The sequence below is a fragment of the Bradyrhizobium sp. CCGB20 genome, from assembly GCF_024199855.1.
GTDB lineage: Bacteria > Pseudomonadota > Alphaproteobacteria > Rhizobiales > Xanthobacteraceae > Bradyrhizobium.
The window spans coordinates 9,074,265-9,095,369 of sequence record NZ_JANADN010000001.1 but is presented as its reverse complement, the minus strand read 5'-3'; the positions used below and the strand labels follow the sequence as shown (position 1 = coordinate 9,095,369).

The 21,105-nt window shown below is 63.6% G+C and carries 15 protein-coding genes; 9 read left to right on the top strand and 6 right to left on the bottom strand.

Going from position 1 to position 21,105, the window contains the following annotated elements; translation table 11 throughout:
- Positions 1 to 29: 29 nt before the first annotated feature.
- Entirely contained in the window at positions 30 to 956 is a 927-nt protein-coding gene (locus tag NLM15_RS42825; protein ID WP_254124002.1) for a response regulator, read from the bottom strand.
- The gene (locus tag NLM15_RS42820) at positions 940 to 4,311 is read right to left on the bottom strand and encodes an ATP-binding protein (protein ID WP_254124001.1); all 3,372 of its coding nucleotides are present in this window, start codon (positions 4,309 to 4,311) and stop codon (positions 940 to 942) included. The genes NLM15_RS42825 and NLM15_RS42820 overlap by 17 nt, the downstream gene beginning before the upstream one ends.
- A 169-nt stretch (positions 4,312 to 4,480) precedes the next feature.
- Here NLM15_RS42820 and urtA point away from each other — a divergent pair, with 169 nt between their 5' ends.
- The 9 genes from urtA to NLM15_RS42775 all read left to right on the top strand — a co-directional run bounded on the left by urtA (position 4,481) and on the right by NLM15_RS42775 (position 15,764).
- A complete protein-coding gene (gene urtA, locus NLM15_RS42815; protein ID WP_212487786.1) occupies positions 4,481 to 5,740 on the top strand; it encodes an urea ABC transporter substrate-binding protein in 1,260 nt (419 codons plus the stop codon).
- A 133-nt stretch (positions 5,741 to 5,873) separates the two neighbouring features.
- Positions 5,874 to 6,800, top strand: coding sequence for an urea ABC transporter permease subunit UrtB (gene urtB / locus NLM15_RS42810; protein ID WP_254124000.1), 927 nt, complete (start codon positions 5,874 to 5,876; stop codon positions 6,798 to 6,800).
- An 18-nt stretch (positions 6,801 to 6,818) separates the two neighbouring features.
- The gene (urtC, locus tag NLM15_RS42805; protein WP_254123999.1) at positions 6,819 to 7,961 is read left to right on the top strand and encodes an urea ABC transporter permease subunit UrtC; all 1,143 of its coding nucleotides are present in this window, start codon (positions 6,819 to 6,821) and stop codon (positions 7,959 to 7,961) included.
- 64 nt (positions 7,962 to 8,025) lie between these two features.
- Positions 8,026 to 8,781, top strand: a complete 756-nt coding sequence (urtD, locus tag NLM15_RS42800) for an urea ABC transporter ATP-binding protein UrtD (protein WP_007615920.1) — start codon at positions 8,026 to 8,028, stop codon at positions 8,779 to 8,781.
- An 11-nt stretch (positions 8,782 to 8,792) separates the two neighbouring features.
- The gene (gene urtE / locus NLM15_RS42795) at positions 8,793 to 9,482 is read left to right on the top strand and encodes an urea ABC transporter ATP-binding subunit UrtE (RefSeq protein ID WP_254123998.1); all 690 of its coding nucleotides are present in this window, start codon (positions 8,793 to 8,795) and stop codon (positions 9,480 to 9,482) included.
- Positions 9,483 to 9,509: 27 nt separating this feature from the next.
- A complete protein-coding gene (gene fmdA, locus NLM15_RS42790; RefSeq protein ID WP_254123997.1) occupies positions 9,510 to 10,739 on the top strand; it encodes a formamidase in 1,230 nt (409 codons plus the stop codon).
- A gap of 172 nt (positions 10,740 to 10,911) precedes the next feature.
- Positions 10,912 to 11,289, top strand: coding sequence for a zinc ribbon domain-containing protein (locus NLM15_RS42785; protein ID WP_254123996.1), 378 nt, complete (start codon positions 10,912 to 10,914; stop codon positions 11,287 to 11,289).
- Positions 11,290 to 11,387: 98 nt separating this feature from the next.
- Positions 11,388 to 12,428, top strand: a complete 1,041-nt coding sequence (locus tag NLM15_RS42780) for an aliphatic amidase (protein ID WP_254123995.1) — start codon at positions 11,388 to 11,390, stop codon at positions 12,426 to 12,428.
- A gap of 201 nt (positions 12,429 to 12,629) precedes the next feature.
- The gene (locus tag NLM15_RS42775) at positions 12,630 to 15,764 is read left to right on the top strand and encodes an autotransporter domain-containing protein (protein ID WP_256565988.1); all 3,135 of its coding nucleotides are present in this window, start codon (positions 12,630 to 12,632) and stop codon (positions 15,762 to 15,764) included.
- Between the two features lie 193 nt (positions 15,765 to 15,957).
- Here NLM15_RS42775 and NLM15_RS42770 read toward each other — a convergent pair whose 3' ends face one another.
- The 4 genes from NLM15_RS42770 to NLM15_RS42755 all read right to left on the bottom strand — a co-directional run bounded on the left by NLM15_RS42770 (position 15,958) and on the right by NLM15_RS42755 (position 21,095).
- Positions 15,958 to 16,788: an MlaD family protein gene (locus NLM15_RS42770; protein ID WP_254123993.1), complete on the bottom strand. Its 831-nt coding sequence runs from the start codon at positions 16,786 to 16,788 to the stop codon at positions 15,958 to 15,960.
- A gap of 140 nt (positions 16,789 to 16,928) precedes the next feature.
- Positions 16,929 to 19,148, bottom strand: coding sequence for an acetate--CoA ligase family protein (locus NLM15_RS42765; RefSeq protein WP_254123992.1), 2,220 nt, complete (start codon positions 19,146 to 19,148; stop codon positions 16,929 to 16,931).
- 235 nt (positions 19,149 to 19,383) lie between these two features.
- Positions 19,384 to 20,364 (bottom strand): glycosyltransferase family 2 protein, encoded by a 981-nt coding sequence (locus NLM15_RS42760; RefSeq protein ID WP_254123991.1) that lies wholly within the window; start codon positions 20,362 to 20,364, stop codon positions 19,384 to 19,386.
- Positions 20,365 to 20,525: 161 nt separating this feature from the next.
- Positions 20,526 to 21,095, bottom strand: a complete 570-nt coding sequence (locus tag NLM15_RS42755; RefSeq protein WP_254123990.1) for a class GN sortase — start codon at positions 21,093 to 21,095, stop codon at positions 20,526 to 20,528.
- Positions 21,096 to 21,105 lie beyond the last annotated feature (10 nt).

Genomic DNA, 21,105 nt, shown 5'->3' with positions numbered 1-21,105 from the left:
TACGGCGTCCCAACTCACTAACGTAACGACTACGAATTCCTTCTCGTCGCATTCGTCGCGATCGCTGCCGCCGCGGTCCGGTTCTCAACGCCGAGCTTGGCGTAGATCTGCTCCAGATGCTTGTCGACCGTGCGCGGGCTCAAGCCCAGAATCTGCGCGATGTCGCGGTTTGTCTTGCCCTTGCTGAGCCAGGCCAGTACCTCGCCTTCGCGGGTGGTGAGGCCGAGCTCGCTGGTGAATTCGGCCGGCAGCGATGTGCCGGATTCCCTGGACAGCCGCAGCAGAAACTCGTTCGGCGCGGTTTCGCCCATGTAATAGAGCCGCAGTTGCGGATTGTCGGGCAGGGAAGCCGCTTGCGACTTCGCGCTGCCCTTGCCCTTCGCCTGCTCCAGCCATTGCAGGAGTGATGGCGGCAGGACGAAGTCTTCGGTCTGCGCGCCGTAATGATCGGACAGCAGCTTCTGCGCCTGCGGGGTCGCCCAAAGAATGTTGCCCTGGCGGTTGACCGCGAACAGGAAGCGGCCGGAGACGTCGAGCGCGGCGCGCGCGCTCTGGGTCAGGCGGGCATTGCCGAGATGGACACGGATGCGCGCCAGCATCTCCTCGATCACGATCGGTTTTGTCACGTAGTCGACGCCGCCGGCCTCCAGTCCGCGCACGATGTGCTCGGTTTCGGCAAGGCCCGTCATGAAGATCACGGGCACGTTGGCAACGCCCGCATCGCGCTTGAGCCGGCGGCAGGTCTCGAATCCGTCCATGCCGGGCATCACAGCGTCAAGCAGCACAATGTCGGGCGTGATCTGGTCGACGATGCGCATCGCGGCCGCGCCGTCGAGGGCCACCATCACCGTCATCCCGGCGCCGTCGAGCGCATCGGTGAGCAGCCGTAGCGTCTCCGGGGAGTCATCGACAACGAGCGCGACATCGCGCTTCCTCGATTCAATGCTCATGCGCATGCAACGTCTTCAATGTGGCCATGTACCGGTCGAGATCGAAGCGGTCGACCAGCGACCGCATTTCCGCGACGAAATCGGCATGCTCGGGGTGCTCGCTGCCGATCTCGTCCAGCTTCAACTGGATGCCCTTAACGTAGCCGATCTGGCCGAGCCCGATCAGCGCCTCGATGTGTCGCACCGGTGGCCTTGATCCGCTCTCCGGCCGCCAGAACGGCACCGCGATCTCGTCCGAGCCGTATTGCCATTCGATCCTGAGGAGCTGGCGTATCGTCTCCAGCAGCCGTGGGATGTCGATCGGCTTCATCAGATAGCCGTCGTGGAAGGGCTGTGCCAGCGGCGTGCCGTGGGCCTCCAGCGCGCTCGCCGACACCATCAGGATCCGCGCCTGGTGATGGCCGCTCGTGCGCAAGGCCTCCGCCACCGCCCAGCCGGCCATGCCCGGCATGGAGATGTCGAGCAGGAATAGATCGGGCCGGCAATGCTGCGCCAGCGCCAGGCATCCCGGGCCGTCGGTGGCGCTGAGCAGGATGAAGCCGAGCGGGGTCAGCACCTCGCGCAGGAGGTCGCGATGGACGGGGTCGTCGTCGGTGATGAGGATGGTCTTGCGTGCGCCGTGATAGCCGGAGATCGGCGCCTCCACCGGCGCGATGCGCTGCGGATTGGTGACTTCCGACAGCAGGATCTTGACCTTGAAGGTGCTCCCGGCGCCGACCGTGCTCAAGACCTTGATGTCGCCGCCCATGACGCCGGCGAGCAGCCGGCTGATGGTCAGGCCCAGCCCGGTGCCGGTCTGCGGCTGCGAGACGCCGAGCGCGCCGCGCTCGAAGGGCGCAAAGATGCGTTCGAGGTCGTCGCCCTGGATGCCGGGGCCGGTGTCGATCACTTCGAACTCGGCGACGGGGCTGCGATAGTGCACGACGAACTGCACGCTGCCGGTCTGGGTGAACTTGATCGCGTTGGAGAGCAAATTGATCAGCACCTGCCGCAGCCGCTTCTCGTCGGCAAAGACCACGACCGGCAAATGCGCCGGCCGCCTGAACACGAAGTCGATGCCTTTGGCTGCGGCCTGGAGACGGAACATGCCGACGAGCTGGTCGAGGAATTCGCTCAAGCGCACCTCGTCGCGCGAGAGATACAGCCGCCCCGCCTCGATCTTGGAGATATCCAGGATGCCGTCGATCAGGCCGGAGAGGTGATCGGCGCTGCGGCGAACCACGCGGACCTGGTCGCGCGGCTTGGTGCTGAGCGTCGCGTCCTGCTCCAGCAGCTGCGCATAGCCGCTGATGGCGTTCAGCGGCGAGCGCAGCTCGTGGCTCAGGCCCACCACGTAGCGGCTCTTGGCGAGGTTGGCGGATTCGGCGACTTCCTTGGCGCGCTGGAGCTCGGCGTCGGTGCGCTTGTGCGCGTCGATCTCCTGGATCAGAAGCGCGGTCTGCCGCCGCGTCTCGGCCTCGGCGGCGCGGCGGCTCTGCTGCGCCAGCACGAACAGCCAGGCCACCACGCCGATGATGATGCTGAGCGAGAAGAACACCTTCCAGAGCACGTTCGAGACGAGCGAATTCTCGCCGGGCACGCTCGCCGAGGTCTGCAGATAAATCAGTCCCAGCACCAGCGCGACGAGGCCGGCGGAGACCACGAACACGCCGATATAGTGGCCGAACTGCGAGTTGATCCGCTGATAGATCGGCTGCGGCAAGATTCTGCCGAGCGCTTCGGCGAACTGCACCTGCGCCCGCGCATGCGGCTTGCAGAGGTCGTGGCAGCGTGCATCGAGCGAGCAGCACAGCGAGCAGATCGGGCCGGCATAGGCGGGGCAGGAGGTGGTGTCCTCCGGCTCGAAGCTGTGCTCGCAGATACAGCACTGGATCGCCTCGATATTGGCCCAGCTCCTCTTCGGCTTGCGCGCAATGTAGTATTTTCCGTCGGTCAGCCAGGCGATGACTGGCGCGGTGACGAAGGCGACCGTCAGCGCGACGAAGGCCGCGAGCGCTTTCATGGTTGGGCCGAACAGGCCGTAGAACGCCGCGATCGAGACGATGGTCGCGATCGTCATGGCGCCGACGCCGACCGGGTTGATGTCGTAGAGATGCGCGCGCTTGAACTCCATCTGCGGTGGACGTAGCCCAAGCGGCTTGTTGACGACGAGATCGGACACGAGTGCCCCGACCCAGGCGATCGCGACATTGGAGTAGAGCGCCAGCGTCTGCTCCAGCGCCTTGTAGACGCCAATCTCCATCAAGAGCAGAGCCACCATCACGTTGAACACCAGCCAGACGACCCGGCCGGGATGGCTATGCGTCAGGCGCGAGAAGAAGTTCGACCAGGCGATCGAGCCGGCATAGGCGTTGGTGACGTTGATCTTGAGCTGCGACAGGATGACGAACATGCCGGTGAGCGCCAGCGCCAGGTCCGGCTGCGACAGCACGTAGCGAAACGCCTCGAGATACATGTGCGCGGGCTCGGCTGCCAGTTCGCCCGAGAGGCCGTGGCTCAGCGCAAAGAAGGCGAGAAAGGAGCCCAGCAACAATTTCAGCGCGCCGAAGATGATCCAGCCGGGGCCCGCGATCAGCAGGGCGATCCACCACGACGTCCGCGACGTGCGGCGGTCGCGCGGCAGAAACCTGAGGAAGTCGACCTGCTCGCCGATCTGCGCCACCAGCGAGAACACCACGGATGATGCGACGCCGAACAACAGCAGGTCGAACTGGCCGCTCGCGTCGCCATGCTCGCCGGCGAACTTGCGCCACTCCGTGAACGAGTAGGGGTTGGCCCAGGCGATCGCGGCAAAGGGCAGGATGTGCAGGATGATCCAGATCGGCTGCGTCCAGAGCTGGAAGCGGCTGATCAGCGTGATGCCATAGGTGACGAGCGGGATGATCGCCACCGCGCTGATGAGGTAGCCGATCGGGCGTGGGATGCCGAAGCACATCTCCAGCGCGGTGGCCAGGATCACCGCCTCGATGGCGAAGAAGATGAAGGTGAAGGAGGCATAGATCAGTGACGTGACGGTCGAGCCGATATAGCCGAAGCCGGCGCCGCGGGTGAGCAGATCAATATCGATGCCGCATTTGGCTGCGTAATAGGCAATCGGCACGCCGCAGAAGAAGATGATGGCGGAGACGACCAGGATCGCGGCGCTGGCGTTGGTGACGCCGTAGTTCAGCGTGATGGTGCCGCCGATCGCTTCCAGTGCCAGAAAGGAGATGGCGCCGAGGGCGGTGTTGGCGACGCGGGCGGCAGACCAGCGGCGCGCGCTCTTGGCGGTGAAGCGCAGCGCGTAGTCTTCCAGCGTCTGGTTGGCGACCCATTGATTGTACTGGCGCCTGACGCGGTCTATTCGCTGCCGCCCTGCCACTAACCCCACTCCCGATACAGACCCGGCGCTCCTCGCAAATCCCGTACCAAAAGCCTACGTCGGTATTTTGCGGTGCAGTATACGCAATCTTGCGTATGCTTGCGCTGCACAAATTCGAGCCATCCTCACGGCACCAATCGCGTGTCCTCGAACAAGAAGTGGGGTGCTCATGTCAGACGAAGCCAACAAAGGCCTGTTGTCGCCGCTCCGGCGCAAACTATTGATGGGAATGGCCGCCGTGCCCGCTATCACGATGCTGCCGCGGGCGTCTTTTGCGCAGGCCCCGGCAACCTCGGCGGTCAACACCACGGGTCTGGCGGTCACCGACACCGAGGTGACGGTCGGCATCCTGCACTCGGCGACCGGCACCATGGCGATCTCCGAAACCGGCTCGATCGAAGCCGAAAAGCTCGCCATCGAGCAGATCAACGCCATGGGCGGCGTGCTCGGGCGCAAGATCAAGTTCATCCAGGAAGACGGCGCCAGCGACTGGCCGACCTTCGCCGAAAAAGCCAAGAAGCTGCTCGTCAACGACAAGGTCGCGGCGATCATGGGCTGCTGGACCTCGGCATCGCGCAAGGCGGTGCTGCCGGTCATGGAGCAGTACAACGGCATGCTCTATTACCCGACCTTCTATGAGGGCCTCGAGCAGTCCAAGAACGTGATCTACACCGGCCAGGAAGCGACCCAGCAGATCCTCGCCGGCCTGAACTGGATCGCGAAGGAGAAGGGTGCAAAATCCTTCTTCTTCATCGGCTCCGACTACATCTGGCCCCGCACCTCGAACAAGATCGCGCGCAAGCACGTCGAGAACGTGCTGAAAGGCAAGGTCGTCGGCGAGGAGTATTATCCGCTCGGCAACACCCAGTTCAACTCGGTCATCAACAAGATCAAGCTGACCAAACCCGACGTGATCTTCACCGACGTCGTCGGCGGCTCGAACGTCGCGTTCTACAAGCAGCTCAAGGCCGCCGGCATCGATCTCTCCAAGCAGGCGCTGCTGACGATCTCGGTGACCGAAGACGAGATCGACGGCATCGGCGGCGAGAACATCGCGGGCGCCTATGCCTGCATGAAGTACTTCCAGTCGCTCGACAATCCGAACAACAAGGCGTTCGTGCCCGCGTTCAAGAAGATGTGGGGCGAAAAGACCGTGATCGGAGACGTCACCCAGGCTGCCTATCTCGGCCCGTGGCTGTGGAAGTTGACGGTCGAGAAGGCCGGTTCCTTCGACATCGACAAGATCGCGGCGGCTTCGCCGGGCGTCGAGTTCAAGGGCGCGCCGGAAGGCTACGTCCGCATCCACGAGAACCATCATCTCTGGTCCAAGACCCGGGTGGGACGCGCCAAGCTCGATGGTCAGTTCGAGCTGATCTACGAGACCGCCGATCTCGTCGAGCCGGATCCGTTCCCGAAGGGTTACCAGTAAGAGACGCGGCGTTCGGCGCCGTTTCCCAAAAGGCAAAACCGCTCCCTGGCGTGGACCGCAAATCCACGCCCAAGACCCCCGCGTCGCGAACCTGCTCGCGACGCGGGGACCCTTTCCCCGACGGAGGACATCGATGTTCGGCGACTACTCGCTTGGTGATCTTGGCTCCATCTTCGTCATGCAGGGTTTTGCGGGACTGATCCTGTTCTCGGTCTACGTCCTGATGGCGCTCGGGCTTGCGATCATCTTCGGCCAGATGGGCGTCATCAACATGGCCCATGGCGAGTTCATGATCCTCGGGGCTTACGTCACCTCGATGACCTCGAACTTCTTCCAGTCCTATTTGCCGAGCTTGTTCAGCGGCTACTTCTTCCTCGCGATGATCCTGGCCTTCGTCGCATCCGGCGCGCTGGGAATGCTGGTGGAGTGGGTGCTGATACGGCATCTCTACAAACGCCCGCTCGACACGCTGCTGGCGACCTGGGGCCTCAGCCTGATGCTGCAGCAGGCCTATCGTTCCGTGTTCGGCGCGCGCGAGGTCGGCGTCGAGCTGCCGCAATGGATGCTCGGCTCGCTGCACGTCACCGACAGCATCGAGGTGCCGATCAACGGCGTCTTCGTGATGTGCCTCACCGTGCTGATCACCATCGGCGTCGCCTATGTCATGTACAAGTCTCGCTGGGGCCGCCAGGTTCGCGCCGTCGTGCAGAACCGCATCATGGCCGGCGCGGTCGGCATCAACACCGAAAAGGTCGATCGCTACACCTTCGGTCTCGGTTGCGGCATCGCCGGCGTCGCCGGCAGCGCGTTCACGATGATCGGCTCCACCGGGCCAACCTCCGGACAGCTCTACATCGTCGATACGTTCCTGGTGGTCGTGTTCGGCGGCGCCGCGAGCCTGATCGGCACCATCGCCTCGGCCTTCTCGATTTCGCAGACGCAATCCACCCTCGAGTTCTTCATGTCGGGCTCGATGGCGAAAGTGCTGACGCTGCTCGCCGTTGTCGGAATCCTGATGCTGCGGCCGCAAGGGCTGTTCGCCCTCAAGGTCCGCAAGTGAGAAACTGGGGCTGATGCAATGACCGACAATCGGTTCTTCAATCGATCGGAGCTCATCGGAATTCTGCTGCTCGCGGTCTTCCTGGTGGTGATCCTTCCACTCACGCTGGATGTCTTCAGGCTCAATCTGGTCGCCAAGTATCTGACCTATGCCTTCGTCGCACTCGGCCTGGTGATCTGCTGGGGCTACGGCGGCATTCTCAGTCTCGGCCAAGGCGTGTTCTTCGGGCTCGGCGGCTACTGCATGGCGATGTTCCTCAAGCTCGAGGCCTCGAGCGTGGAGAATACCAAGATCCAGTCGACACCCGGCATTCCCGATTTCATGGACTGGAATCAGATCACCGCGCTGCCGCTGTTCTGGAAGCCGTTCAGCAGCCTCACCTTCACGATCGCCGCCATCATCCTCGTGCCCGGCATCTTCGCTCTCATCATCGGCACCGCGATGTTCAAGCGCCGGGTCGGCGGCACCTACTTCGCCATCATCACCCAGGCGGTCGCAGCCATCCTGACCATCCTGATCGTGGGACAGCAGGGCTACACCGGCGGTATCAACGGCATGACCGACCTGCGGACGTTGAAGGGCTGGGACATCCGGCCCGACCACGCCAAGATCGTGCTGTACTTCTTCGAGGTCGGATGCCTGTTCGCCTGCATCATGATCGCGCAGTTCGTCCGGCACTCCAAGCTCGGGCGCATCCTGGTCGCGATGCGGGAGAAGGAGGACCGCGTTCGCTTCTCCGGCTACAGCGTTGCGAATTTCAAGATCTTCGCCTTCTGCATCGCCGCCGTGTTCGCTGCGATCGGCGGCGCCATGTTCGCGCTCAACGTCGGCTTCATGTCACCGTCCTTCGTCGGCATCGTGCCGTCGATCGAAATGGTGATCTACACCGCGGTCGGCGGCCGGTTGTCGATCCTCGGCGCAGTCTACGGCACGCTGCTGGTCAATTTCGCCAAGACCAGCCTGTCGGAAACCTTCCCAGAATTGTGGCTATTTGGCCTCGGCGGCTTGTTCATCGCCGTGGTCCTTGCCTTCCCGAACGGTCTTGCCGGGATCTGGGGCGATTACGTGCAGCCGCGCATCGATCGCCTGATCTCATCGCGCAAATCGAAACCTGACGGCTGGACCGACAGCTCGGTCGCCGACGGCGCCCCGGCGGAGTGAGGAGATCATCATGCTCGTAGGTCACCACGATGCCGATGCCACGCTGGCAGTGAGGAGATAGATCATGCTCGTCGGTCATCAGCCCAAGGAATTTCTGCTCGCCGTCGAGGCGCTGACCGTGTCGTTCGACGGGTTCAAGGCGGTCAACGATCTCTCCTTCTATGTCGACGAGAACGAGATCCGCGTCATCATCGGCCCCAACGGCGCCGGCAAGACCACCGTTCTCGACCTGATCTGCGGCAAGACCAAAGCGACGTCGGGCTCGATCCAGTTCCGCGGCAAGGAGCTGACGCGGATGCGGGAGAACGAGATCGTCAAGACCGGGGTCGGCCGCAAGTTCCAAAACCCGTCGATCTACGACGATCTCACGGTGTTCGAGAATCTGGAGATCTCCTATCCGCGCGGACGCTCGGTGTTCGGTGCGCTGACCTTCACCCGCGACGCCGCCGTGCGCGACCGGGTGCACGAAGTCGCCGAGATGATCTTCCTGAAAGACCGGCTCAACGTGAACGCCGACCTGCTCAGTCACGGCCAGAAGCAGTGGCTCGAGATCGGCATGCTGCTGATCCAGGATCCCGATTTGCTGATGCTGGACGAGCCCGTCGCCGGCATGAGCGTGTCGGAGCGCGCCAAGACCGCCGAGCTCCTCAACCGGATCATCAAGAATCGTTCGGTGCTGGTGATCGAGCACGACATGAAGTTCGTCGAGGATATCGCGCACAAGGTCACCGTGCTTCACCAGGGCCAGATCCTCTCGGAGGGCACCATGGAGAAGGTGAAGAACGACCCCAAGGTCGTCGAAGTTTATTTGGGCCACTGAGGAGATTCTCGATGCTCGCAATCTCAGATCTTCACGTCGCCTACGGCCAGAGCGAGGTGCTGCACGGGCTCAACGTCAAGGTCGCGCCCAACGAGATCGTGGCGATCATGGGCCGCAACGGCATGGGCAAGACCACGCTGATGAAGTCGCTGATGGGCATCCTGCCGGCAAAAAGCGGCTCGGTGACGATGGACGGAGCCGAACTCGGCGGGCTGCCAAGTTATGAGCGCGTCGCCAAGGGCCTCGCCTATGTGCCGCAGGGCCGCATGATCTTCTCCACCATGACGGTGAAGGAGAACATCGAAACGGGGCTCGTCGTCTCCGGCGGCTCCGAGGTGCCCGGCGATATCTATGAGCTCTTTCCGGTGCTGCTGGAGATGAAGGGCCGCCGCGGCGGCAATCTCTCCGGCGGCCAGCAGCAGCAGCTCGCGATCGCTCGCGCGCTCGCGACCAAGCCGAAGGTTCTGCTGCTGGACGAGCCGACCGAAGGCATCCAGCCGTCGATCATCAAGGACATGGCGCGCACCCTGAAGCGCATCCGCGACGAAAAGGGGCTGTCAATCGTCGTGTCCGAACAGGTTCTCAGTTTCGCACTCGATATCGCCGACCGCGTGCTGGTGATCGAGAACGGCGAGATCGTCCGCGACGATCCGCGCGATGCCGTCGATGCCGCGCAGGTCTCGAAATATCTGTCCGTCTAACCAACCGTGTAAAAGGGGAGCATCTCGATGCCAGAGACACTGATCAAGGTCGATCTCACCAAGTCGGCTTACGAAAATGACATGGTGCACAACCGCTGGCACCCCGACATCCCGATCGTTGCCTGGGTCAATCCCGGCGACGACTTCATCATCGAGACCTATGACTGGACCGGCGGCTTCATCAAGAACAACGACTCCGCCGACGACGTGCGCGACATCGACCTGTCGATCGTGCACTTCTTGTCCGGTCCGATCGGCGTCAAGGGCGCCGAGCCGGGCGATCTGCTGGTCGTCGACCTGCTCGACGTCGGCCCGCTCAAGGAAAGCCTGTGGGGCTTCAACGGCTTCTTCTCCAAGCAGAACGGCGGCGGCTTTCTCACCGACCATTTCCCGCTGGCGCAGAAGTCGATCTGGGACATCAAGGGTCTCTACACCTCGTCGCGTCACGTCCCCGGCGTGAATTTTGCCGGCCTGATCCATCCCGGCCTGATCGGCTGTCTGCCCGATCCGAAGATGCTGGAGACCTGGAACAAGCGCGAGGCCGAGCTGATCTCGACCAACCCGACCCGCGTGCCTGGTTTGGCCAACCCGCCGTTCGCGCCGACCGCTCATGGCGGCCGCGCCAAGGGCGACGTCAAGGCCAAGATCGGCGCGGAAGGTGCGCGCACGGTGCCGCCGCGCGAACATGGTGGCAATTGCGACATCAAGGACCTGTCGCGCGGCTCGAAGATCTACTTCCCGGTCTATGTGCCGGGCGCGGGTCTGTCGATGGGCGACCTGCACTTCAGTCAGGGCGACGGTGAGATCACCTTCTGCGGCGCCATCGAGATGGCCGGCTGGCTGCATCTGAAGGTCGAGGTGATCAAGGACGGCATGGCGAAGTACGGCATCAAGAACCCGATCTTCAAGCCGTCGCCGATCACGCCGAACTACAAGGACTATCTGATCTTCGAAGGCATCTCGGTCGACGAGGCCGGCAAACAGCACTATCTCGACGTCCACATCGCCTATCGTCAGGCCTGCCTCAACGCGATCGAGTATCTGAAGAAGTTCGGCTACTCCGGTGCCCAGGCCTATTCGATCCTCGGCACCGCGCCGTGCCAGGGCCACATCTCCGGCGTGGTCGACGTGCCCAATGCCTGCGCCACGCTGTGGCTGCCGACGGAGATCTTCGACTTCGACGTGATGCCGTCGGCGGCGGGGCCGATCAAGCACATCACCGGCGATATCCAGATGCCGATCTCGCCGGACAAATGACGCTGCTCTCCCTCTCCCCGTTCTTACGGGGAGAGGGTCGGGGTGAGGGGCCTCTCTCCACACGCGAGGTGGTCGCGGCTCCTGTACCCCCTCACCCGGATCGCAAGAGCGATCCGACCTCTCCCCGCAAGCGGGGAGAGGTGAAGCGGACATCAGCGCGAAGGGATACAAGATGCCGGTCTATGAATATCTCTGTGACGATTGCGGTCCGTTCAAGGACCTCAGGCCGATGGCCGAATGCGACGATCCGCAAAGCTGCCCGCATTGCGAGACGATGGCGCCGCGCGTCATCCTGACCGCGCCGAACTTCTTCTGCATGCCGGCCGAAAAACGCAAGGCCCATGCCGTCAACGAGCGCAGCACGCACGCGCCGCAGACACTCGCGCAATACAAGGCCTCGCACGGCCCCGGCTGCGGCTGCTGCTCGTCGGGCAAGACCGTGAAGGACAAGAGCACGTCAGACCGCAAGAAGCCGGCGCGGCTGGTGACCAAGACCAGGAGCGGCGCCAAGGGCTTTCCGACCGCACGCCCCTGGATGATCAGCCACTAACGCATGATCCGGAAAAGTGTGCAGCGGTTTTCCGGCAAGATCATGCGCGAATAACGCACGCGATGACCTCAAACGAATAAAAGACAGGAGCGCTCAACATGCTTCACGGTGACATTTCCAGCAGCAACGACACCGTCGGCGTCGCAGTGGTCAATTACAAGATGCCCCGCCTGCACACCAAGGCCGAGGTGCTCGATAACGCCCGCAAGATCGCCGACATGCTGGTGGGCATGAAGGCCGGCCTGCCCGGCATGGACCTCGTGATCTTCCCGGAATACTCCACGCAAGGCATCATGTACGACTCCAAGGAGATGTACGAGACCGCCTCGGCGGTGCCCGGTGAGGAGACCGCGATCTTCGCCGAGGCCTGCCGCAAGGCCAAAGTGTGGGGCGTGTTCTCGCTGACCGGCGAGCGCCACGAGGAGCATCCGCACAAGGCGCCCTACAACACCCTGATCCTGATGAACGACAAGGGCGAGATCGTGCAGAAGTACCGCAAGATCATGCCATGGGTGCCGATCGAGGGCTGGTATCCCGGCAATTGCACCTATGTCTCCGACGGCCCGAAGGGGATGAAGGTCAGCCTGATCATCTGCGACGACGGCAACTTTCCGGAGATCTGGCGCGACTGCGCCATGAAGGGGGCCGAGCTGATCGTACGCTGCCAGGGCTACATGTATCCGGCCAAGGAGCAGCAGGTCATGATCTCCAAGGCGATGGCATGGGCCAACAACGTCTATGTCGCGGTTGCCAACGCCGCCGGCTTCGACGGCGTCTATTCCTATTTCGGTCACTCCGCGATCATCGGCTTCGATGGCCGTACGCTCGGCGAGTGCGGCGAGGAGGAGTACGGCATCCAATATGCGCAGCTGTCGAAGAATCTGATCCGCGATGCGCGCCGCAACGGCCAGTCGCAGAACCATCTCTACAAGCTGGTCCACCGCGGCTACACCGGCATGATCAATTCCGGCGAGAGCCCGCGCGGCGTCGCGGCGTGCCCCTATGACTTCTACAAGAACTGGATCGCCGATCCGGAAGGGACGCGCGACATGGTCGAGGCGATGACCCGCTCGACGCCGGGAACCGCGGAATGTCCGATCGACGGCATCCCGAACGAGGCGGCGCCCAGCAATTACTGAGCAATTGCGGTCGCCGGAGCGAGCCGCTTCATGCGCGAAATGGGAATTCGGCCCCTTAAACCGTGGCGCGGTTGCAACATCACGGCCGGATTCTGCCCCGGTTGTGGGGCAAACGGACGCATTCCGGTGCCGTCGTAGTTCTACGGAGCCCCCTCATGGCCTAAGTTCCCCGCGGAACTGGCGGGAACGGGGAGCGTGACGTTGAGGGGCGAGGGGCCATCGAGGCGGCAGGGTCGACTGCGCCGGTGCGCTGTCGCGTTGCTCGTCGGCGCATCTGCGCTCTGTCTGGGATTGAGCCTCAGCGCGACGCCGGCCAGCGCGGCCTGCGCGCCAGATCCGGCCACGAGCGGCCAGACTGTCACCTGTAGCGGCACCGACGCCGACGGTTTTCAGGCCGGGGTTGGCGTGGACAGCCTCAATGTCAACGTGCTGTCCGGCGCGACCGTGAACGACAACGGCGCGGTCGCGATCGGCGTCAACGATTCCAATACCGTTACCAACAACGGGACCGTGTCGGCGGGCTCGGGCCTCACCGGCATTGCCGTTGGAAATTCCAACTCCGTGACCAACAACAGCACCATCACGGTGCTCGACAACGGCCTCGGCATCCAGGCGATCGACCACAACGTCATCACCAATGCCGGAACCATCACGACGGGCGACAGCGGTGCCGCGATCTCGGTCGGCAACAGCAACACCGTCACCAACAGCGGCGCATTGTCGATCGGCGCGTCGGGCGTAGGCATCTTCGCAGCCCAGAACAACACGATCACCAACGCCGCGACGGGTACGATCACCGGGGTCGACAATTCGTCCGGGATCTTCGTGTTCGGCGGCGCGACCGTCACCAATGCCGGCGCGATCACGGTTGGCGATTCCACCGGCTTCTCCGGCGGCATTATGGCGATCACCGCCAACAACACGGTCGCCAACACCGCCACCGGCACGATCACGGTCGGGCAGAACGCCGCCGGCATCTTCATGCAGGGCGACTTCCAGACCGCCAGCAATTTTGGCACGATCACGGCTGGCGATCTTGCCGTCGGCATTGCCGTGCAGGGCGATGATTCGAAAGTCACCAACGCCGGCACGATCAACGTGGGCGGTAGTGGATCGGCCGGCATTTCGATGCAGGGCGACAGGGCCACGCTCAGCCAAAGTGGCACGATTAATGTCGGCTTGGCCGGTGCGGGCGTTGCCTATAACGGCTCGTCCTCCACGATCACCAATAGCGGACGGATCACGGGCGCGGATGCTGTCGAAGGCATCATCGTGTTCGGTGATTCCAACATTGTCACCAACAGCGGCACGATCACCGTCGGCGCATCAGGCGTCGGTATGGACGTAAGCGCGTTCTCGACAACGAACCAGATCGTCAATACCGGCACCATCACCGTCGGCGCAGGCGGCACAGGCATCCTGGTGAGTGGAGGCAGCGTCTTCAACTCGGGCACCATCGACGCCAGTGCGTCCGGTGCCATTGCGATCGACCTCTGCGGCTGCGGCTCCAACACGCTCACGCTTGGCCCCGGCAGCGTCATCAAGGGCCAGGTGTTTGCATCGGGAACCGACACGTTCCAGCTTGGCGGCACCGGCAAGGATACGTTCAATCTCGACCAGATCGGGACCGGCCTTCAGTACGACGGCTTCTCGACCTTCAACAAGGTCGACAGCTCGACCTGGACCGTGACCGGCAACGGCAATCAGGATTGGAACGTGCTCGGCGGCACGCTCATGCTCGCCGGCACCATCAACGGCACCGTGACCGTTGCCACGGGCGGCACCTTTGGCGGCGTCGGCACGGTCGGCACGACCACCGTCAATGGCGGCACGCTGGCGCCGGGAAATCCGACCGGGACGCTCACCGTGTCCGGCGACCTCTCGTTCACCAGCGCGTCGAGCTACATGGTGCAGATCTCGGGCGCCAGCAACGGCCTCACGGTGGTGACAGGCACGGCGACGCTCGGCGGCGCGACCGTCGTCGTCGTTCCGACCGGCTCCATCGCGAAGCACTACACGATCTTGAATGCGGGGACGTTGCCCGATACGTTCAATCCCGTCGTCGCAGGCCTGTCGTCCAATCTGAAGGCGACGCTGAGCTACGGTCTCAATGACGTTTACCTCGACCTTGCGCTGGGCTATGGCGGCGGCCTCAACGTCAATCAGCAGAACGTCGCCAACGTGCTGACGAACGTGTTCAACAGCACCGGCAGCCTTCCCGTGGCGCTCGCCAATCTCTCGCCGGCCGGCCTGACGCAGGCCTCGGGCGAATCGGCAACGGGATCGCAGCAGACGACGTTCGACGCGATGAACCTGTTCCTTGGCCTGTTGACCGACGTGTTTGGCTCTGGGCGCAGCGGTGCGCCCGGTGCGACGCCCTATGCGGATGAGGCGAGCGCGAATGCCTATGCCGCGACCGGTAAAGGCGCGCGTGACAAGACCACGCGCGATGCCTTCGCTTCGATCTACCGCAAGGCGCCGGCTGCGTCGTTCGAGCAGCGCTGGAACGTCTGGGCGGCTGGCTATGGCGGCTCGCAGACCACTGACGGCAATGCCGCCCTTGGTTCGAACAACACCAGCAGCAGCGTCTATGGCACGGCCGTCGGTCTCGACTATCGCTTCTCGCCGTCGACGATCGCGGGCTTTGCGCTGGCCGGCGGCGGCACGGGCTTCAATGTCAACGGGCTCGGCTGGGGCCGCTCCGACCTGTTCCAGGCCGGCGCCTTCGTGCGTCACACGATGGGCCCGGCCTATATCACGGCGGCGCTGGCCTATGGCTGGCAGGACGTCACGACCAACCGCATCGTCACGGCCGCCGGCGTCGATCAGCTGCGTGCGCAGTTCAACGCCAACGCGTTCTCGGGCCGCATCGAGGGCGGTTATCGTTACGCCACGCAGTGGATTGGCCTGACACCGTATGCTGCGGCCCAGGCCACCATGTTCAGCCTGCCGAATTATTCGGAGTTCGCGGTGGTCGGCAACAACACCTTTGCACTCAACTACGCCGCCAAGGACGTGACCAGCACCCGGACCGAGCTCGGCCTGCGCGCGGACAAGTCATTCGCCGCGGCCGGCGGCCTGATGACCCTGCGTGGCCGCGTCGCCTGGGCGCATGATTACAATCCGGACCGCACTGTCGGTGCGGTGTTCCAGACGCTGCCGGGATCGGCCTTCGTCGTGAACGGTGCGGCGCTGGCGCGCGATTCCGCATTGACCACGGCGTCGGTGCAGATGAACTGGATGAACGGCTGGTCCGCGTCGGCGACCTTCGAGGGCGAGTTCTCGAACGTCACCCGCTCCTACGCTGGCAAGGGCGTCGTGCGCTACGCGTGGTAGGCGCCAGATCAGACGGAACTGTCACCCTCCCCTGGAGGGGGAGGGTCGATCGCGCGTAGCGCGAGCGGGGTGGGGTGATCTCTCCACTCGGGCACTGTATGCTGCGAAGCGCCTTCACCCCACCTCGGATCGCATTTCGCTTTGCTTCATGCGATCCGATCCTCCCCCTCCAGGGGAGGATAAGAAAAAACAGTTACTGCTTCTTCTGCGGCGGTTTGCGCGGCGGGCGCGGGGCGGCGGCGGGCGAGGGCGTTCCGCTCATCTTGTTGGCGGCCTCGCTGACGTCGAGCAGCGAGCGGCGGATGTCCTCGACGTAAGCAGCCGATTTCTTCTTCATGGTATCGGCGAGCTCGTGCAGTCCCTTGATCTTCTCGAACAGCTCGTCAGCTTTGCCGTCGGCGAAGCCGGGCACCACGCCTTCGATCTTCGTGACCGCCTTGTCGAAGCCTGCGAAGGCGGTGTCGACCTTGGCCATGACGGAGTCGATTTCGCCGCCCTTGCTTCTGAGATCGGCGGTGTAGTTCTCGAACGTGCGCAGGCCGTCCTTGATCGCGGGGGCGTTGCTCACGATCGTGCGGTCGACACTGTGCAGGGTGTCGACGATGGACTCGGCGTCGCTGAGATCGGCGGTCAGCACGGGGACGCCGTCCGTGTCCAGCGGCACCGGCGGCGCGGAGGGCGCGCCGCCGATCAGCGAGATCGCGGCGACGCCGGTGAGGCCCTGGAACTCGATGCCCGCGACCGTGTCCTTGCGGATCGGCGCGCTGTTGTCGAGCATCACCAGCGCGACGATCTTGCGCGGATTGTCCAGCTTGATCGACAGGATCTGGCCGGCGGGAACACCGTCGAAATTGACCGGCCCGCCGCGGCGCAGTCCGCTGGCGGAGCCGCCCTCGAACACCACGCGCAACTGGCTCCGGCTCTGGGCGGTGCGCCATTTCTGCACGCCGAGCACGCCGCCGAACGCCACGGCGATGACCGCCAGCGTCGCCGTTCCGATGACAAGGTTGCTCGCGCGTGCCATGTGGCTGAGTCTACGGCCAAAGCGGAAAAGTTGGAAGCAGGCCGCAGTGTTAAGTAGGGCGGGTTAGCGAAGCGTAACCCGCCACTGCTTTCTGGATGCAAGAGGGCGGATTACGCTGCGCTAATCCGCCCTACGCGACATCAATGTCCGGCCGCGCGTTTTGCCGCGGCATTGTTCAGCACGATCAGGGCGTCGACGGCGACGCCTGTTCTGGTGTTGATCAGGAACGGGTTGACGTCGATCGAGGCGATCCGGTCGCCGGCATCCGCGATCAAATTGGACAGGCCGACCAGCGCTTTCACCGCGGAGGCCTCGTGCAGGGACGGTTTGCCGCGATAGCCGCGCATCTTGATGCCGGCCTTGGTGCGGCCGATCAGGAGCCGCGCCTCGGCCTCGTCCAGCGGCGCGCCGGCGAGCGCGACGTCCTTCATCAGCTCGATGTCGATGCCGCCGGTGCCGAACAGCACGACCGGTCCCATCTCGGCATCGAGCGAGGCGCCGACCACGAGCTCGAGATCGGCCTTGACCTGCTGCGCGATCAGGATGCCGTCGAGCTTCGGCTTCCCCTTCAGCTTGCTCACCCGCGCGGTGATGTCGGTGAATGCCTTCTTCACCTCCGCCGCGCTGGCGAGGTTCAGCACCACGCCGCCGATGTCGGATTTGTGCAGGATCTCGGCGCTGACGACCTTGGCCACGACCGGAAAGCCGATCTGCTTGGCGATCTTCACGGCCTCGGCGGCCGTCTGCGCGATTGCCTCCTTGGAGATCGGGATGCCGTAGGCCTTCAGCAGCTTCTTCGAGGCGACCTCGTCGAGCGCGGCGCCGCTTGCCGATTTCAGCGCCTTCTCCAGCACCGCGCGCGCGGCAGGCTTTGAGCTCGAGACGATGTCGGGCACTTCCTTGCGCAGCTTCGCATAGTCGAGCAGCGACTTGATCGCGGTCACCGCGCGGTCCATGCCCTGCATGACCGCGAGATGCGGCAGCGATTTGCGCAAGCCCTTGGTGAATTCGGTGAAGCCGATCGACATTGCGCTGATGTAGATCACGGGCTTCGAGGCCTGGCTCGCCATCTCGTTGACGATGCGCAGATTGCGCTCGCGCAATTCGTGCGGTGTCTTGGGCAGCTCGGCATCGACGATGACGATGTCGATATCGGGGTCGTCGATCATCAGCTTGATCGACTTCATGTAGACGGAGGGGTCGACCACGGCGGCAAAGCCGGCGTCGAGCGGATTGCCGACGATCGAGCCCGGCCCGAGCATCTTTGCGAGCTCCGAGCCGACATGCGGGCTCAGCGGTGCAAAGTTCAGGCCTTCGGCATAGAGAGCATCGAGCAGCATGCCGCGCTTGCCGCCGGACAGCGTGACCGCGGCGAGCCGGTCGCCCTTGGGCACGGCAGAGTGAACGAAGCATTCGGTGGTCTCGATCAGCTCGTCGAGCCCGCCGACCCGGATCACGCCTTCGCGCGTCGCAATGGCGTCGAACGTCTCGATCGAGCCTGCGAGTGCACCGGTATGCGCCATCGCCGCCGCGCGGCCGCCTTCGGATGCGCCGAGCTTGAGTGCGATCACCGGCTTGCTCGCGGCGCGTGCCGCCTTGCACGCATCGCGAAAGGCCTTGGTGTTGCGCACGCCTTCGAGATAGACCACGATCACTTTGATGCTCGGATCCTCGGCGAAATAGCGCATCAGGTCCGGCGTCTCGAGCCCGGCTTCGTTGCCGGTCGTCACCATGTAACCGACCCCGACACCGCGATCCTCCAGCGCCTGGCGGATCGCCATGACGATGGCGCCGGATTGCCCGGCGATCGCCACCGCACCCTGTTCCATGGTGACGATGCGGTCGTCGATATTGGTGAAGAGCTTTTCGCCGGCGCTTAAGTTGCCGAGGCAGTTGGGGCCGGTGACGGCAAGGCCCGTCTCGCGTATCGCGGCTTGTAATTCGGCGGCGAGCTTCTGGCTCTCATCATCCTGCAACTCGCTGAAGCCGGAGGTGACGATGGTGGCCGAGCGCGCGCCGGCGGCAGCGGCGTCGCGGATCACCTGGACGGCGAAGCGCGCGGGCACCAGCACCAGCACATGATCAGGCTTTTCCGGAAGGCTGGCAAAATCCTTGAAGCAGGGGACGCCCCAGATGGTCTCGCGCTTGGCGTTGACCGGATAGAGCCCGCCCTCGTAGCCGTACTTGACCAGATTGTTCCAGATGCGTTCGGCATAGTTGCCGGGCTTGTCAGTCGCGCCCACCAGCACGATGTTGTGCGGGTGCAGCATGGCGTGAATGCCTTTGACGATGTCGCTGGCGTCGGGGGCTGGAGACCATGGGCGCGGAGAAACGGACGCAGCAGACACCTGGGCTTCCATGGCGCTTCCTCACTTATTGTTTTTGTTGCAGCGCGCTGTCATGCGCCGGCTTCTGGCGGGACTGATCGTGACTGGCTCCATGCCGCGTGGCGGAATGAAGTGGCCTTGCGACAAGGCTAGCATCACCAGACTTTTGGCGAAAGTGCGAACGGCGATGTGAAGTGCTACGACGTCGTGACGTTCATTCTCGCAATGGACGACGCGCGCTCTAAGTACTTCGCTGATCTCCGCTTGTTCAGTAGCGCAGCAGGCTCAGCTTGTAGGCGTAGTGATAGGCCAATTGCTTTGCGAGATAGGGAGCGATGGCGCGCCTGATCTGCATCTGCGTCGGGTCGAAGCCGAGACAGCGGCGCCGCAGGATGCCCATCTCCCTGACGCCGACTGCGTAGGTCGAAGCCGTCTTCTGTGCATCGTGGATTCGGAAGCAGGCGAGAAATCGCGGCAGCCGCACGAGCTTGAATTCCGCAGCCTGCGCCCGCAGGATGAAGTCCCAGTCCATCGCGTAGTGGAAGTTCTCGTCGATCGGCCCGATCCGGTCCCACACGCGCTTGCGCCAGAACATCGTCTCCTGCGGAATGTAATCGGCATATTGCAGCGCCTTGCCGTCATGGGGTGGCAGCACGGCGCGGCCGACCTCGAGCCCCTCGCGATCGACAAAGACGCGATGGCCGTAAACGACGTCGACATCGGGGTGCGACATGAAGTAGTTGGCGACATAGGCGAGCGTTCCGGGCAGCAGCATGTCATCGCTGTTGAGATAAGCCATGATCTCGCAATCGGCACCGGCGAAGCCGAGATTGATCGCGTTCGACTGCCCCTTGTCCGGCTCGCTCTTCCAGCTGATGCCGTCGCCAAGGGTCTTCAGGAGATCGATCGTGCCGTCGATCGAGGCGCCGTCCTGCACATGATAATACAGGCTCGGATAGTTCTGGCTCACGATGCTCTCGATCGCGGCGCCGAGATATTGCGCATGGTTGTAGCTTGGCGTGACCATCGCGATCCGCGGCGCACGCGCCGGGATCGCAGGCGCAGGCGGGAAAGCGGTCAGGTTGAGCAGGCGCGGCGGATATTGCTCGAAGGTCCACATCGGCGGGCGTCGCCAGAGGCTCCGAAGCGAGGACCGTCTTTGCCCGGCGGCAATGAGATCCTGGTTCCTTTCCAGGAGTGCGATGCGGTTCTCGAGCTGTTCGAGACGCTGCCTGAACTCGTCGGCCATTACCGTTTGTCCTGAAAATTGCAGCGTCAAATCAATCGGCCTTTCTTACAGGGCGACGGGCGAGGACGCCAGTTCAGTGGCCCCATCAAACGCGATTGCCGGGCGTGGCAGGTGCCATCTGCGAGGCTTCAACCGGTCCCGAACGGGCCGATTGCGAACCGCTATTCATCGGTTTTGATCAAGGTGGCATGCAGGGTGTAGCGTTCGGGGCCCGAGGTAACGGCGTCGAACGGCCAGCAGGTCGCGAGCACGAGCTCGAAGTCCTGCGTTGCGGGATCGATGCCCGATGCATCGAACCGAACGACCGCGGAAGAATCCGCGCGATAGCGGAAGTGTTTGCCGTCACTGCGTGTGACATCGATTACGTCACCAATGGCAACATTCCGCAAGAAGCGGAAATGTGTGTCGCGATGTGCAGCATATACCGCAATGCCGCGCTCGCCGGCATCAACCGTTTGGTGGATATGGCCGGGTCCGAAGGCAAGTGCCTGACCGCTGGTGCCTTCCAGCACGATGGCGCTGGCGCCGATCCGCTTCACCTCGATTCGTGCGACCGGCCAGGTGTCCGCCCATGACCATGGCTTGATGACCGCGCCGGTCGCAACGCTCCTGTCGAACGCGCGCTCCAGCAGCACCTGTGCGAGCCATGCCTTGGCGTGGATGTACGCGCCGTCGCCGAACAGGATGGTGCCGATCAGCGCGAGCGCCAGGGGAGAGATGAAGCGGGGCATTGTATCCACA

Excerpts from the sequence above, each read along its gene's own strand:
- NLM15_RS42825 (WP_254124002.1), bottom strand. The coding sequence starts at position 956 with ATGCGCATGAGCATTGAATCGAGGAAGCGCGATGTCGCGCTCGTTGTC.
- urtA (WP_212487786.1), top strand. The coding sequence starts at position 4,481 with ATGTCAGACGAAGCCAACAAAGGCCTGTTGTCGCCGCTCCGGCGCAAA.
- urtB (WP_254124000.1), top strand. The coding sequence starts at position 5,874 with ATGTTCGGCGACTACTCGCTTGGTGATCTTGGCTCCATCTTCGTCATG.
- urtC (WP_254123999.1), top strand. The coding sequence starts at position 6,819 with ATGACCGACAATCGGTTCTTCAATCGATCGGAGCTCATCGGAATTCTG.
- urtD (WP_007615920.1), top strand. The coding sequence starts at position 8,026 with ATGCTCGTCGGTCATCAGCCCAAGGAATTTCTGCTCGCCGTCGAGGCG.
- urtE (WP_254123998.1), top strand. The coding sequence starts at position 8,793 with ATGCTCGCAATCTCAGATCTTCACGTCGCCTACGGCCAGAGCGAGGTG.
- fmdA (WP_254123997.1), top strand. The coding sequence starts at position 9,510 with ATGCCAGAGACACTGATCAAGGTCGATCTCACCAAGTCGGCTTACGAA.
- NLM15_RS42785 (WP_254123996.1), top strand. The coding sequence starts at position 10,912 with ATGCCGGTCTATGAATATCTCTGTGACGATTGCGGTCCGTTCAAGGAC.
- NLM15_RS42780 (WP_254123995.1), top strand. The coding sequence starts at position 11,388 with ATGCTTCACGGTGACATTTCCAGCAGCAACGACACCGTCGGCGTCGCA.
- NLM15_RS42770 (WP_254123993.1), bottom strand. The coding sequence starts at position 16,788 with ATGGCACGCGCGAGCAACCTTGTCATCGGAACGGCGACGCTGGCGGTC.
- NLM15_RS42765 (WP_254123992.1), bottom strand. The coding sequence starts at position 19,148 with ATGGAAGCCCAGGTGTCTGCTGCGTCCGTTTCTCCGCGCCCATGGTCT.
- NLM15_RS42760 (WP_254123991.1), bottom strand. The coding sequence starts at position 20,364 with ATGGCCGACGAGTTCAGGCAGCGTCTCGAACAGCTCGAGAACCGCATC.
- NLM15_RS42755 (WP_254123990.1), bottom strand. The coding sequence starts at position 21,095 with ATGCCCCGCTTCATCTCTCCCCTGGCGCTCGCGCTGATCGGCACCATC.